This is a genomic window from Belliella filtrata (assembly GCF_022549775.1).
In the GTDB taxonomy this organism is placed as follows: domain Bacteria; phylum Bacteroidota; class Bacteroidia; order Cytophagales; family Cyclobacteriaceae; genus Belliella; species Belliella filtrata.
The window spans coordinates 14,894-30,068 of sequence record NZ_JAKZGP010000057.1; the positions used below are offsets into that span (position 1 = coordinate 14,894).

At 38.9% G+C, this 15,175-nt stretch carries 9 protein-coding genes and 1 pseudogene; 3 read left to right on the forward strand and 7 right to left on the reverse strand.

Going from position 1 to position 15,175, the window contains the following annotated elements:
• Positions 1–5: 5 nt before the first annotated feature.
• A complete protein-coding gene (locus MM239_RS16855) occupies positions 6–1,643 on the reverse strand; it encodes an ABC transporter permease (protein ID WP_241349424.1) in 1,638 nt (545 codons plus the stop codon).
• 9 nt (positions 1,644–1,652) lie between these two features.
• Positions 1,653–2,681, reverse strand: coding sequence for a Fe(3+) ABC transporter substrate-binding protein (locus MM239_RS16860; protein ID WP_241349425.1), 1,029 nt, complete (start codon positions 2,679–2,681; stop codon positions 1,653–1,655).
• 303 nt (positions 2,682–2,984) lie between these two features.
• Here MM239_RS16860 and MM239_RS16865 point away from each other — a divergent pair, with 303 nt between their 5' ends.
• On the forward strand, positions 2,985–3,917 hold the full coding sequence (locus MM239_RS16865) for a hydrogen peroxide-inducible genes activator (protein WP_241349426.1): 933 nt from the start codon (positions 2,985–2,987) through the stop codon (positions 3,915–3,917).
• Between the two features lie 155 nt (positions 3,918–4,072).
• Positions 4,073–5,197: a BamA/TamA family outer membrane protein gene (locus tag MM239_RS16870; protein ID WP_241349427.1), complete on the forward strand. Its 1,125-nt coding sequence runs from the start codon at positions 4,073–4,075 to the stop codon at positions 5,195–5,197.
• Positions 5,198–5,421: 224 nt separating this feature from the next.
• Here the strand turns inward: MM239_RS16870 and MM239_RS16875 are convergent.
• The 3 genes and pseudogenes from MM239_RS16875 to polA all read right to left on the reverse strand — a co-directional run.
• Positions 5,422–5,822: pseudogene (locus MM239_RS16875) on the reverse strand (IS1634 family transposase); the annotation flags it as partial.
• 451 nt (positions 5,823–6,273) lie between these two features.
• Positions 6,274–7,650 (reverse strand): DNA repair protein RadA, encoded by a 1,377-nt coding sequence (radA, locus tag MM239_RS16880; protein ID WP_241349429.1) that lies wholly within the window; start codon positions 7,648–7,650, stop codon positions 6,274–6,276.
• Positions 7,651–7,749: 99 nt separating this feature from the next.
• Entirely contained in the window at positions 7,750–10,572 is a 2,823-nt protein-coding gene (gene polA / locus MM239_RS16885) for a DNA polymerase I (protein ID WP_241349430.1), read from the reverse strand.
• Positions 10,573–11,041: 469 nt separating this feature from the next.
• Here polA and MM239_RS16890 point away from each other — a divergent pair, with 469 nt between their 5' ends.
• Positions 11,042–11,353: a hypothetical protein gene (locus MM239_RS16890; protein ID WP_241349431.1), complete on the forward strand. Its 312-nt coding sequence runs from the start codon at positions 11,042–11,044 to the stop codon at positions 11,351–11,353.
• Positions 11,354–11,458: 105 nt separating this feature from the next.
• Here MM239_RS16890 and MM239_RS16895 read toward each other — a convergent pair whose 3' ends face one another.
• Both MM239_RS16895 and MM239_RS16900 read right to left on the reverse strand, forming a co-directional pair.
• Positions 11,459–12,052, reverse strand: coding sequence for a hypothetical protein (locus MM239_RS16895; RefSeq protein ID WP_241349432.1), 594 nt, complete (start codon positions 12,050–12,052; stop codon positions 11,459–11,461).
• A 391-nt stretch (positions 12,053–12,443) separates the two neighbouring features.
• The gene (locus MM239_RS16900) at positions 12,444–14,963 is read right to left on the reverse strand and encodes a M14 family metallopeptidase (protein ID WP_241349433.1); all 2,520 of its coding nucleotides are present in this window, start codon (positions 14,961–14,963) and stop codon (positions 12,444–12,446) included.
• Positions 14,964–15,175 lie beyond the last annotated feature (212 nt).

Below are 15,175 nucleotides of genomic sequence, written 5' to 3' on the forward strand. Positions count from 1 at the left end.
TCTATTTATAAATCTCTTTTCCTAATCATCCTATTGAGAAAAATGATAGGTATGATTCCTGTCAATATGATGATCAGTGCTGCATTTGCAGATTCAGCAATCATCTCATTGGTCGCCATATCAAATGCCTTAGTCGCCAAAGTCTGATAATTGAATGGACGTAGAATCAATGTCAAAGGTAACTCTTTCAGCACATCTACAAAAACCAATAACACACCAGACAAAAGGGTATTCTTGATCAAAGGAAGATCTATCTTCCTCAGCGTCTTTGTACTTCTTGCACCCAAAAGTCTACTGGCCTCATTGACATGAATACCAATTTTTTGGAAGCCCGCTTCGACCGGATTATACCCCACCGCCATAAATCTCACTATATACGCAAACAACAAAGCAAACAAGGTCCCTGAAAGAAATAAACCTGCCGTCCGTGCAGTCAACAAAGTATCATAAATCCACTTATCAAATGCCAATAGTGGTATCATCACCCCTACTGCAATCACCGCACCGGGTATGGCGTAGCCCAAAGTAGCTACTTTAGTAACACTTTTCACCCATTTAAACGGACTTAACCTCAAGGCATACAATAAAACCACAGACAACAGCACTACTGCAAGTCCAGCTATCGCTGCCAATCCAAAACTCCTGTATATCAAAAGTAAAAATTGGGCATCCATCACTTTGGCATAAGTAAGCCAAACCCAACTGACAAGTTGAAGAAATGGAAATAGAAAGCTCACTAAAAAAATAATGGAGCAGATGGCTGTATAAACATATTGTTTCCCTGATGATACTTTTATCCTTGCAGTAGGTTTACTAAGACCATTCACATTGGAATATCTCCTGTTTCCTCGTTGCACTGACTCAAGGTAAAGCAATAAAAACACAAATACCATCAAGATTGCCGCTAGGTAGATGGCTGTAGTTGCATCTCCCATGGAGAACCAAGCACGGAATATCCCAGTAGTAAAGGTGTTGACGCCGAAATACTTGACGGTACCATAATCATTCAACACTTCCATAGAGGCCAAAGCTATACCTGCCACTATTGCTGGTCTAGTCATAGGCAATGCTATCTTGAAAAAGGTCTTGCTTCTTCCTGCACCGAGCAGAAAAGATGCTTCCTGCATTGTCTTGGATTGTTGCAAAAATGAAGACCTTGATATCAAAAAGACATATGGGAATAAAGTAATTGAAAGGATAAATATTGCTCCTGGCAGATTCATAATATCTATCAGGCTACCTTTGAAGGTGATTTCTAAAGTATTTCTAAAAAAAGTTTGAATTGGGCCTGTATAATCCAAAATGCCTACATAGGTATAGGCCATGATATAGCCTGGAAATCCTAAAGGTAAAATCAATAACCATTCAAAGTATTTTCTTCCGGGAAATTCGTAGTTGGAAACCAACCAGGCCGTACTTACTCCTAATAAAAAAGTCAATGCTGCTACCCCAAGGAGTAGCAGCAAAGTATTTTGAAAGTATCCAGCGAGTAGGTTATTGGTGATATGAGACCAACTATCTCCCGGACTTGCAAATAATTTGAATAGAATGGTGAAAATAGGTGTTGCTACGATCACCAAAATTAGGAGCGCATAGCCAATCCACTTATTCCACCAATAAAATTTCCGTTTTACTAAATCCAAAACGCTCTCTTATTTCCAGCCAACTCTATCAAAAATCACCACAGCTTTGCTGTTGTTATTTCCTAGTTCTGCCAAATTGATGTCATCCGCCTTGAAATCTCCCCAAGCTTTCAACAAATCTGAATAGGTGGCAGATGGGTTGACAGGATACTCAAAATTGATGCTTGCCAGAAAATTCTGAGCTTCAACTTCAGACAAAAACTCAATGAGCTTAATTGAATTTTCTTTATGCGGCGCAAATTTGGTAACTGCAGCACCAGAGATATTGATATGCGTTCCCCTATCTTCTTGATTTGGGAAAAATAAGGCAACTTTTTCTGCTGCTTTTCTTTCCTCCTCATTAGAATCATTGAGCATGATGCCGATGTAGTAAGTATTGACAATCGCAACATCACCTTCTCCAGCGGCAACTGCTTTCACTTGATCTCTGTCACTACCTTTAGGATCTCTCCCCATATTTGCCAATAATTTTCCAGCCCATTCTTCTGCCTCATGTTCTCCATTATGAGCAATGATAGATGCTAACAGAGATTGGTTATAAATGTTTTCAGATGATCTGGTCAATACTCTTCCTTTCCAAGCCTCTTCTGTCAACGCTTCATAAGTAGACAATTCACTTGGATCTACCCTTTCTTTGCTGTATGCTAAAATTCTAGCTCTAAAAGTCAAGCCAAACCATTTGTTGTTAGGCTCTCTAAATTTTGAAGGTATATTTTTACTCAAAATTTCAGATTCTACAGATTGAACCAAATCTTTTTCAACTGCCCTGTGCAACCTTCCTGCGTCAACAGTGATCAATACATCTGCAGGAGAATTTGGACCTTCCAGCTCAAGTTTCTGAATCAACTCATCGGCACTAGCACTCACGACATTGACTTTGATACCTGTCTTCTCTGTAAATTGATCGAAAAGCTGCTGATCTGCTTCATAATGCCTATGCGTGTAAACATTTACTACTTCTTCTTGAGAAGACTCTCCACATGCAAAAAACAGGAAAGTTGACAAACTAAAAACTAATAATTTCAAGATATTTCTCATAGGATAGCTATTTAATTCAATTTTTATCAAGTTCTTGACACATTGTACATTCATCACTTCTTGTGTCAAATCCATTAAAGGACTAATGAATAGTGCGTATTGTACTATTGCAGTGCTTTGATTTTGTGCAGGGCAAAATTAATCATTATTTAAATCAAATCTAAATAAAGCAAAAAGATTTTTATATTTGTGGCTCGAAAGCACCACGGATTATAGCCCGAATTTCAACTAGAGGATTTAATCAATCAGATTTAATTGAAACGGGTATCAAAGCATTATTCAACTATATCCAAATTTAGCGCAATGACAATCCAACAATTGGAATACATTCTCGCAGTAGACAAGCATAGACATTTTGGCCATGCCGCAGAGTCTTGCTTTGTGACTCAACCTACCCTTAGTGCACAAGTCAATAAGCTGGAAAAGGAGCTAAATGTGATCATTTTTGACAGGTCAAAAATGCCTGTAATACCAACAGAAACTGGTGCTCAGATCATAGCGCAGGCTAAAAAAGTCGTCTCTCATAGCAAAGGAATTTTTGAACTTGTGGCCCAGCTCAAGGGAGATATCAGTGGGGTTATCAAGTTGGGAATTATCCCTACGCTAGCACCATATCTCTTACACAGATTTATCAAAAAGTTCATAGAAAAATACCCCAAAGTACAGCTTCAGGTAGAGGAAATGATAACGGAGGAAGTGATCAGAAAGCTTAAAAATGATGAAATAGACCTTGGAATTATCGTCACACCCGTGGAAGAAAATGGAATAGTAGAAAAGCCTATGTTCTATGAAAAATTCTATGCCTACATTTCAGAAAATCATCCACTATTATCAAAAGAAAAAATTAGCATCGAAGATTTGGATTCTACTGACCTTTGGGTTTTACAACAAGGCCATTGCTTTAGAGACCAAGTACTCAATCTTTGTAACCAAGACAAATTTCAAAAAATGAACTTTCATTACGAAAGTGGATCTTTGGAAGGCTTGAAAAATATGGTCAACGAATACAAAGGAGTTACTTTATTGCCAGAACTTGCCACTTTGTCCATGAATGAAAAGGAAAAATCAAGGCTTAGAACATTTGATGGGGAAGAACCTACTCGCGAGGTGAGTATTGTTTTGACAAGAAGCTTCTTGAAGCAAAAATTGGTCGAATTACTTTACAAGGAAATTACAGCTTCAATTCCAGAAAAAATGACATCAAAGTCACATGGTAAAATTGTAAGGTTTAAATAACTTAATCTGGTTAATTGCGTTGATCACTTTATGCTTCTTTAAAATTTTCAAATGTTGAAATTTTTAAAGCTGTTTGTTTAAAAATGCTAGATCAAAGTAAAGCATAAATTTAGCCGTTGGATTGTGAACCATAGTTAATCCACTCTTTTTCTTTTATGAAAAAAACCTTAACTCTAATTTTCTTTTTATCGATTTACCAGGTTACCAATGGTCAGTCTTTTGTCAAAAGATATCTTAACAAGGTACTGAATGACACTTCAGAAATAAGTCAGCCACAATTTTTAGTATATCCAACTTTAGCTTATACTCCTGAAACTAGTTGGGAGATTGGTTTCTCAACACTTTACGTTTATTACACCAAAAGAGACACAACCAATAGGCTGAGCGAAATCAATGGATTCACTTTTGCTACTTTAGAAAACCAATATGGCCTTTTACTAGATCACGCCATATACACAGATAAAAATAAGTGGTTCTTTTTAGGAAATATCAGGGCCCAAAGCTTTCCATTGAAATACTATGGAATCGGAATGGGTACTTCTCCTGAATATCTAGCCCTTGTGGATGCCAATCAAGTTTTGATAAAAGAGCGGGTCTTAAGAAAAGTTGGGAAAAACCTGTTTGCAGGAGTGGAGTTTGATTTTCAGAAATTAGCAGCTGTAGATTTTAAAACCACTGCAAATGCCCCAAGTTATGAACTTCCCTTAGGAAGTGATGGATCGACTAATTTTGGTATAGGTGCTGGAATCGTGTACGACAATAGACATAACGTGCTTAATGTAAGAGATGGACTTTTCTCAGAATTAGCCTTTTTACGCTATGCCCCAGCACTGAGTTCCTTTGGCTTCAATACGATCATATCAGACACGAGAATTTTCAAACCTATAGGTGAGCGCAATGTTTTAGCTGCCCAAGTTTTAGGGCAGTTCAATACTGGAGATGTACCTTTCAATCAACTTGCGCTGATGGGTGGGGAATCGATGATGAGGGGGTATTATCTCGGAAGGTTTCGAGACAAAAATCAAATCGCTTCACAGGTAGAAATGCGCTTTTTACCTCTTCCACTCGGATTTTCAAACCGCATTGGTGCAGCAGTATTCGGTGGCTTAGGAACAGTGTTTCCAGATTTCTCCAATCTTAACCTAAACAATATCGTTTGGTCAGCTGGTGGTGGATTGAGGTTCTTACTTTTTCCAAAAAAAGACATTTACACCCGAATTGATTATGCGCTAACCGCCGAAGGTTCGGGTTTCTACCTGTTTATTGGGGAGGCTTTTTAATGGAGAGACTATCTTAGATCTTCTAAGTTTTCCATCAAATAGTGCAAGTGAAAAATAATAGCCTTCCCAACACACAAAACAAATTTGGTAGGTGGGCTGTAAACCATGACAGAAAGTGAACTCATTGCATGCGCTAGAACATTCGAAAATCGGCCCAAATACACTGTTTTCATTTCTACAAAAAGTTTGTCTAGCAGGGTATAGGGATTTAACCCAGATTGAAGCTATCCGACTGTAAGTAGCTGTAATTTGGGTATTTGTGTTTTTTTTTGAGTTCAAGTTTGTGTACTACGGATTTTCTTTTTGTAAACGGTTTGAGTTTGATCTGAAGGATGTCGTAGATTTCTTTTAGGTTTTTATTTGGAACTGTACACTTGCGTGTAGTAATGATTTTATCGTAGGTGTTTTTTCCCGAAGTAGTGATGACCTTTTGTGTGTTGCCTATTCTTCCTATTTCAACCCAGCGACTTTTTATACCATTCTGTTTGAGCTGATACCTCACTGTATTGCCTATCCAATATGCAAGTATTCCCAGATGTAGATGTGCCATGGTGGCATCATCATTTTTATGGTAAATCGGTCTAAGGTCCAGATCGGTTTTGAAGGTGCGAAATTTGTTATGTAAAGCATTACATAATCTGTTCAAGCAGTTGAAGCAAAACTTCGAATTGGGATATTTTTACTCGGACAGCTTGGAAGGGCTCAAAACACAGGTTTGGATAGCTTTGATAGCCAATTTATTGTTTTCGGTAATTCGCAGGCAGTGCAAAGAGGCTGAACAGTTTGTTACAATTGTAAACTTGGCAGCCATTAAAATGTGCTCCTATATGTCCCTGATAAAGCTTGTCAGATCAGGTAGATTGTCAGGTTTGGAAAGGGATCTGAAAATAGTACCACTTGAAGTATTCGGTTTAAAGCAGGGGGGGGGGGGAGATTCGAAAAATTCCACCTAATTTAAACACCAAGGGCTATTTTATAGTATTTTTGATTTTAGTCGGATGACAGTATTATTTTATTAAAAATTAAACTACATAAACCTCAAATCCTCTGTTATAATTTGAAAAACATTAAAACACTTACAAAAATAAGCCCTGATACATCTCCTCAAGCTTTGTGACTTGTACTACTTTTATCTTGAATTTCTCTAAATCAATGCCTTTTACAGCATATTTTGAAACCAAAATCCTTTTGAAACCAAGCTTTTCGGCCTCGGCTATACGGTTTTCAATCCTATTCACAGCCCTAATCTCTCCTCCTAAACCTACCTCTCCGGCAAAACAAATATCTGCTGGTACAGGTGTATCTTCATAGGAAGATATCAAAGATGCACATACCGATAAATCCAAGGCAGGATCATCCACTCTCAATCCTCCAGCTACATTTAAAAATACGTCCTGTTGCCCTAGTCTCATCCCTCCTCGCTTTTCCAAAACGGCAAGTAACATGTTCAATCTCTTCGCATCATGCCCTGTGCTACTTCTCTGGGGTGTACCATAAGTGGCTGGACTTACCAAGGACTGAATCTCAATCAACAACGGCCTATTCCCTTCCAACATAGCACCAATGGCGACTCCATTGAGTAGCTCTTCTCTTTGCGTAAGCAAAATCTCGGAAGGATTAGAAACAGTACGTAGCCCTTCGGATCGCATCTCATAGATACCCAACTCATGCGTTGAGCCAAAGCGGTTCTTGGAAGTACGAAGGATTCTGTATGACAAATGCCTATCGCCTTCAAATTGCAAAACAGTATCTACCATGTGCTCCAGAACCTTCGGGCCAGCTATAGCTCCATCTTTGGTGATGTGTCCTACAAGAAATACGGGAGTCCCCGTTTCTTTAGCAAATTTCATCAGCTCTGCAGTACACTCACGTACCTGACTTACTGACCCTGCAGCTGATTCTACATGCTTGCTATGGAGTGTTTGTATGGAGTCAATCACCAAAATCTCGGGTTTCAACTGTTCGATTTGTTGAAAAATACTTTGTGTATTAGTTTCAGATAGTACGTAGCAATTCTCAGAATTAAGTGGCATTCGTTCTGCTCGCATCTTGATCTGGGATTCACTTTCCTCTCCCGACACATACAACACTTTGGTTTGCTTTAACATCAAAGCAATCTGAAGCATCAAGGTAGATTTTCCAATCCCAGGCTCTCCGCCTATCAAGACCAATGAACCTGGAACTATCCCTCCTCCAAGTACTCGATCAAGCTCTTGATCATTTGTGACCAGCCTTGGTTGCTCTTCATAATTGATCTCTTGCAACCTTCTTGGTATTGAAGTTCTTCTCTCTTTTTGATTTGCCTGCTTCCAAGTCCCCCTACCTGAAGTTTCCTTCTCCACAATCTCTTCTACATAAGTATTCCACTCTCCACAAGCTGGGCATTTCCCTAACCACTTAGGGCTTTGAGCACCACAATTTTGACAGAAAAATGAAGTTTTTGTTTTAGACATGTTGATTTTAGATTTTAGATTGCAGATTGAATGTACTTTGTACATTGTACTTAGTACTTTCTCGTCTCTCGCTTCTCCCTTCTATCGCTCCTCTCCTCATCAATGCGCTTCCAGCCAATCTGCTCCTACTCCCACTTCAACTTCTAGAGGTACAGCAATTTTAATAGCATTGGACATGATTTCTGGTATTTCTTTTTTCAAAACCTCCACTTCATCTTTATGCGCATCAAAAACCAATTCATCATGCACTTGGAGTATCATCTTAGATTTCAGTTGCTGCGCAATCATCCATTCATGGACTTGAATCATGGCTACTTTGATGATATCAGCGGCCGAACCTTGAATCGGAGCATTGATGGCATTGCGCTCTGCAAAACCACGCATGGTCTGATTCCTACTATTGATATCTCTCAAATACCTCCTTCTGCCCAATATTGTCTCTACATATTCTTGCTTTCTTGCCTTTTCAACTGCATCATCCATGTACTGCTTTACAGCTGGAAACTCCTTAAAATAGGAGTCAATTATCTCCTTGGCCTCTGACCTAGGAATACTTAGCCTTTGAGAAAGTCCAAATACTGATATTCCATAAATAATCCCAAAATTCGCTGTCTTGGCCTTTCTTCTCATATCAGAAGTAACTTCATCCAATGGAACTTGAAAAATCTTGGCCGCTGTGGTAGCATGGATGTCTCTACCATTTTTGAAAGCTTCCATCATGGACTCATCCTTGGCGAATGCCGCCATGATTCGAAGCTCAATTTGAGAATAATCTGCTGCCAAAATCACATGATTTTCATCCCTTGGGACAAATGCCTTTCTAATCTCCCTGCCTCGCTCTGTTCTTATTGGAATGTTTTGTAGGTTGGGATTTATGGAAGAAAGTCTTCCTGTGGCTGCTACAAACTGATTGTAGGTGGTGTGAATTCTACCTGTTTTGAGATTGATCATGGTTGGAAGTGCATCTACATAGGTGGACTTCAACTTGACCATTTGTCGATAATCCAAAATAGCTGCTGCAATCTCATGCTCGCCGGCCATTTTGCTAAGTACTTCCTCACCAGTAGCAAATTGCCCAGTTTTGGTTTTTTTTGCTTTGGGATCTAGTGCTAGTTTGACAAAAAGTATTTCACCAAGTTGCTTTGGTGAAGCCAAGTTAAATGGCTCTCCTGCTAGCTCGTAAACGCGCTTTTCGATCTCCTTACTCTCCGCATCCAGCACTTCAGACATACTTGCCAAACTATCGGTATCTATCCTCACTCCTTCAAACTCCATTGCTGCAAGTACATTGATCAAGGGACTTTCCACTTCGTCAAGGAGCTTCTCTACACCACTTTCTTTGATCAGAGGGTCAAATGTCTGCTTTAATCTCATCGTGATATCTGCATCCTCCGCCGCATATTGCGTCACTTCATCCTCATTGACATCACGCATATTTCCTTGATTCTTACCTTTTTTTCCAATCAAAGATTCTATCGAAACTGGCTTGTAATGTAGATACTGCTGCGCCAACCAATCCATAGAGTGCTTTCCTTCTGGTTCAATGAGGTAATGGGCTAGCATCGTATCATAGAGCTTACCTTTTACTTCAATACCATAATTTTTCAACACCAAAATATCATACTTTACATTCTGACCAATTTTGGTGATTCCTTCATTTTCAAAAACATCTCTGAATAATTCAAGCCTCGACTTGGCCATTTCTTGATCTTCAGGGAATGGAACATAGAATGCTTCACCAGCCACATAGGAAAAAGACAAGCCAACGAGTTCCGCCTCATTGGGGTTCAATGAAGTAGTCTCTGTATCAAAACAAACTTCGCTTTGCAAATCAAGAAAACTTATGAGCTCAGCAATTGCTTCCTCTCCATCTACCTTGTGATAATCATGCGCTGTAGTCAATATACTATCATGTTGCTGCAGCTCTGGAATTGGATTTACTTCCTCTGAAAGCACCTCATCTTCTATAGCAGGTGTATCTGCTGGTCCTGTAAAAAGTCCAAGCTGTTCACTTACATTAATTTTGGGCTTCTTGATTGCTTCTCCAAAAACACGCTGTGTTAATGTCCTAAACTCAAGTTCCGCAAAAAGTGCTTTAAGCTCATCTTCTTTTGGCCCATTGTACTTCAAAGAAGGCTCATCAAAATTAACAGGCACATCCAAACTAATCGTAGCAAGTTCCTTTGAAAGCAACCCCTGTTGTCCAAAATTCTCAACATTTTCTTTCTGCTTTCCTTTGAGCTCATGGGTGTTTTTGAGCAATTCCTCTATTGATCCATACGCCTTCAGTAGCTTTACGGCTGTCTTTTCTCCAATCCCTGGTATCCCAGGAATATTATCTACGGCATCACCCATCAGACCCAAAATATCCTTAACTTGATCTACATGCTCAATATCCCATTTGGCACATACTTCTTTTGGACCCATGATATCTACGCCATTACCCATAAAAGCGGGTTTATACAGAAAAATGTGCTCATCCACCAACTGACCGTAATCCTTGTCAGGAGTCATCATGTATACCTGAAAGCTTGTTCTTTCAGCTTTTTTAGCAATCGTCCCAATGATATCATCTGCCTCATAGCCATCCAATTCGAGAATAGGAATATCAAAAGCTTCAATGATACGTTTGACCCAAGGAATACCAATTTCAATGTCCTCAGGCTGCTCCTGCCTATTTGCTTTATATGCAGTGAATTGTACGTGTCTGAATGTTGGAGCTTTGGTATCAAAAGCTACTGCAATGTGTGAAGGCTTCTCCTTTTCCAAAACCTCTAATAAGGTGTTGGTAAATCCTAACATGATTCCTGTATTAAGCCCTTTGGAATTGATCCGGGGATTCTTACTAAATGCAAAATGTGCTCTGTATATCAACGCCATAGCGTCTAACAAGAAAAGTTTCTTATCTCCTTTAGAAGGCATATTTCAAGGGTTTAGATGAATCAAATTTAGAATTTTAGTATATAAGGCTACCAAACTGGAAAGCTAAATTACAAATAATAATTAAAAGGGTTTGATCTAAAATGAGCATTTATAAGGAAAGCGTTTATAAAATCCCCAAGCAAAGAAACCATTCCTGGATTATTCTTTTTCTATTGTAAAAGATTTAATTTAGAGCGAACCCTCCAAGGCTTTTTCTTAAAATCGATTTCCATGCGAGCATTTAGCCAAAATAAAAGACCTATCTGGAAAAACCCATTTGATTGGGTCTTGTCACATCATACAATCAGCACAAAAATCACGCTTTCATAGTGCATTAAAGCGAAAACAAGTGAATTAAACACAACTTTAATCAATAAATTCTAAACTCTGGTCTGATTATTGGAGTTCTTCCAAATACATGAGGAGAGATCTTCATTTTAGACTTAATTATTCACCAAAACCAAACGAAATGAAAAAGATCACGTACTTTTTATCCGTTATGTTTTTGTTTACGGCTTTTGCTCCAGCAGCAATGGCTAAAGACAGCAAAAAAGATCAACCTGAGCTGACTGCTGAGGAACAACTTCGACTTGAAGAAATCAACACGAGAGTTGATGAAATCAAAGCTATGGACTTCGCTGATATGAGCAAAGCTGAGAGAAAAGAAGTCAGAGAGGAACTCAAAGAAATGAAAAAAGAAGCCAAGGAACTTGGCGGTGGTGTTTACCTTTCTGTAGGTGCGATCATCATCATCTTGTTGATTTTGATTCTTGTCACCTAATTCGCAAATGTAAAATCATAAAAAAGCCTCTGAAATTCATTTCAGAGGCTTTTTTATTTGGGTATAATATTATGTGCTAATTGAAATTAGCAATTGATCCATTGATTACCTTCCATTTAAGGCATCCACCAATTCTCTTTTAAGCTTCCTTTCCCTCTCAAGGGTATTTTTCCGATGTTGTTCAAATTCCTCTACTGTTTCGGCCAGGTTTTTTCTAGAAAGTGCTATCACTTTATGGCTTCTGCTAAATTTATACAAGAAAAACAAAAAAGCTCCAAGCAATGCGGCTACTATGGTCCACATGATAGTGTTATAAAAACTCTTGTGAATAGGAAGCCCCAAAAAGAAAAAGCTATCTCTTGCTTGTTCTGCTTTGGCCAGCTCCTCTTGCGTATCTTGGACTTGAGCTTCCAACTCATTGATTTTATCCTGTTGCGCTTTTACTGTTTGCTGTATGGCAGCAAGTTCTTTTTCAAAAACCCCCAATGAATCTAAAACATTGGCCTTAATTTTATCAAGATTGGTCTTTTTCACCACCTTATATTCTTGATAATTATTGGATATTCGAAGTAAATAATCAAACTGACTAATGATAGTCCCACTATTAAGTGAGCCTGTTTCTTCTGTACTTTCTTGGGCTTGACTTACATTGACAAAAAATAGGGTAGCAAACAATGCAAGGTAAATGGTCTTGTTCATGGGGTAATCAGTATTATGTGTTTAATTTAATGAATTCATTTTCAATAATGCGAACATTTTTGACAAAATATCAATAACTATGCCCTAAAGGCAGATTTTTTATATAAAAACATTGAAAGTTCCACTTTCCCTATTCTGCCTCCCGAACCCCGATAGATCGGGACGGGACAGGCTTTTCAGCACGGCAGATGATTTGCTGGTTAACTTTACCAAGGCGATGCCTTTGGTTTGATTTATTTTTTCCTTTCAGGGAGTTGTTTTATGCTGATAAGGTTATGTGATAGGATTGTATAGTTCTATTCTGAGTGTAAGTTCAGCATGGCATACAATCTAATACATTTAGAAAAAAAAAAAAACAGGCTTACTCCTACTGAAGTAAGCCTGTTTGAAATTAATTACCTACGACAAATATGGCATTGGCCATGAATAATTTTCCTGCCTCCCAAAAACTTCTGAACATTGGATTATCTACCATGTATATGATTTGTCCTCGGCCTTGATACTCGACACCATAAACCATGGATTCTTTCATCTGAGGCTTAAGTTTATTGCCAATGAATCCAAATCTGTAGCTATCCAGAGAAGGAATGATCCCTGCATTGACTCCATTATTGAGGTACGCATATCTTCTACCATTATTTTTAAGGGTATAGTACTTATTGCCCATACCAAAGTTCAAAGCGTAAGTAGGGTCAAGTTTTACTTCAAATATTGCTCCTGCTGCAGATGTCGAAATCCCCATTCGCTCTCTGTCTGTATATGGCTCAATTCTCTCACTTTTTGCCACATCTGAAGATGATTTTTGATAAGCCTTCTTATCATCCTCTGAATCAAACATACTCAAGCTAAAACCTTCTTTGTCTGCAAACATTCCCACAGCTCCTTCTATAGCAATAGCCTTACCACCGGCTTTGATCCAATCATGAACCTTAGTAAAAGTAGACCCACTTAGGTAATTTCCCGAAGGAAGCACTAACACATCATATTTACTAAGATCTGCTCTTCCCAACATATCTGCTTCTAAAATACTAACTGGGTAATCAAGCTCTTGCTCAAAGAAATACCACAACTCTCCAAAGTTCAATGAAGATGTACCAGAACCACCGATAATGGCAACTTTCGGTGCCCGTAGCACACTGATATCCGAAGATCCAAAGTCCTTGCCTTTGTCTACAAAGGAGCTGTTGGACACAGCGAGTGTGATTTCAAACTTATTTGCTAAATCAACCACCTTTTGATCAAAGTCTTTGATGTATTGATTTCCATTGCGCATGATGAGCAAGGTTCCTGCTGGATAAGTAGTTTGATTAATTTCAAATTCAGCATCAGCCATTCTTACTCTCATCCCTTGATCCAATAAGGCTGCCAAATACTTTGCATGCTTTGTTGCATTCCATGGCGCAATGTAAGTCAGTGGCTTATCGCCCAATTGATTAGGTTCAAAAGGCTTGCTATCAAACTTCTTGACTGGATCAAGCCTGGTCTCTAAAGCATATGCCTGTACACCATATACAAATGGCAAAGCCCAGCTTGTAATGTCGTAAGTAATGCTATCTTCTAGTATTGCCTCTGGCTCAAAAAGGACTTGAGCAAGTACCGATTTGGGTTGGTAAGCATTGATGACAATGTCTTCTTCAGTAGTAGAAAATGAAGCAGATTTTCCAGTCATATAGTCCAATCCACGTAACCCTGACTTATTTCCGGCAAAACCATAGGTGATTTTATTTTTGTCCAACAAATCCAGCATAGCTGCTAACCTATCTGGATGCTGATCCGCTTTTACTACAAAGCTTTTGTATTTTGCTCTTGGGCTTGTACTATTTGACCTGAAAAACTTAGAAAATTCGTCTGTCAATCTTTCTGAATGATGGGCTGTAACCTCCACAGCAGATATTCCTGCCGTATGTTGATGTATGATACGTTCTACTAGGGTCACTGTATCGCCAAATGCATTAAGCATTCCAAGACCAGCTCTTCCTGAACCACCCTTTTCTATAGTCATACCAATAGCACCATTATACATTGGATAGGTATCACCATAGGCTGGGTACAAAAGATCAAAACGCTCTTTGGTAAAATACTGCCAATTGTTCTCATCAAACTTTGCTGCTGTATTCCTACCATAAATCTCTTGAAACTCATGCTGAAAAGGGGACACTTGCTCATGAACAGGCTTGGCAGCGGGTGCGAAATAAAAAGGTTCATTGATACCCTGCTCATGATAATCAACAAACAAATGAGGCATCCAATCATGATAAAGTTTCAAACGCTGTAAAGTCTCCGCTTGTGTTTGCCATGCCCAATCTCTGTTGAGGTCTAACATGTAGTGGTTTGGCCTACCTCCTGGCCAAGGCTCCATATGCTCAGAAGACTGAGGATCAGGCTGTAGCCTGTGGTTTACTTTTTGATTGTACCAGTTTGTATATCTATCTTTCCCATCAGGATTGGCACAAGGGTCAACGATCAATACTTGATTTTCAAGCCAATTTTTTCCTTGTGGATTATTAGGGTTGACTACTTCCCAAAAAGTCATCATAGCCGCCTCGGTAGCTACAGCCTCATTACCATGCACATTATATTGCATCCAGTTGATCGCTACTTTTGTACTAGGAGATCCTTCCAGAAGTCCTGTTCTCATCAGGTTGTCTTTTCGGATTTGCTCTAAATTACTAATGTTGGAGGGAGAAGAGGCAATCGCAACAAAAAGTGGTCTATGCTCTACAGACTCACCATAGTACACCAGTTCCACATTTGGTAAAGTGCTTGCCAAATGCTCAAAATAAGCCACTACCTTGTGATGAGGTGTGAACCTTTCTCCTGCTTTGTAGCCAAGAAATTCATCAGGACTCTTTTGTGCCCATGAAAACCCAACTACCAAAATAGTCAGGATAAGTGTAAAGATTTTTCTCATATAGGATCTTGAAACGCGTAATTAAAGTAATATCTCGGAAAGATACTGCCTTTGACTGCATGATTCAAACCATCCTTGGAAAATCCAGCAATTCCGATTTTAAATAATTGAAGTAGTTTGATCAATTTGCTTTAGAAAATAGACATAGGATTCCCATGACCCTGTTTCCAGGGAATTCTTTTTTTTAATTAAACCAGTTTTTGTGTTTTTGC

What these genes read in the sequence shown, in the direction of transcription:
- MM239_RS16900 (WP_241349433.1), bottom strand. Translation starts at nt 14,963, where the DNA reads ATGAGAAAAATCTTTACACTTATCCTGACTATTTTGGTAGTTGGGTTT.
- polA (WP_241349430.1), bottom strand. Translation starts at nt 10,572, where the DNA reads ATGCCTTCTAAAGGAGATAAGAAACTTTTCTTGTTAGACGCTATGGCG.
- radA (WP_241349429.1), bottom strand. Translation starts at nt 7,650, where the DNA reads ATGTCTAAAACAAAAACTTCATTTTTCTGTCAAAATTGTGGTGCTCAA.
- MM239_RS16865 (WP_241349426.1), top strand. Translation starts at nt 2,985, where the DNA reads ATGACAATCCAACAATTGGAATACATTCTCGCAGTAGACAAGCATAGA.
- MM239_RS16895 (WP_241349432.1), bottom strand. Translation starts at nt 12,052, where the DNA reads ATGAACAAGACCATTTACCTTGCATTGTTTGCTACCCTATTTTTTGTC.
- MM239_RS16870 (WP_241349427.1), top strand. Translation starts at nt 4,073, where the DNA reads ATGAAAAAAACCTTAACTCTAATTTTCTTTTTATCGATTTACCAGGTT.
- MM239_RS16890 (WP_241349431.1), top strand. Translation starts at nt 11,042, where the DNA reads ATGAAAAAGATCACGTACTTTTTATCCGTTATGTTTTTGTTTACGGCT.
- MM239_RS16860 (WP_241349425.1), bottom strand. Translation starts at nt 2,681, where the DNA reads ATGAGAAATATCTTGAAATTATTAGTTTTTAGTTTGTCAACTTTCCTG.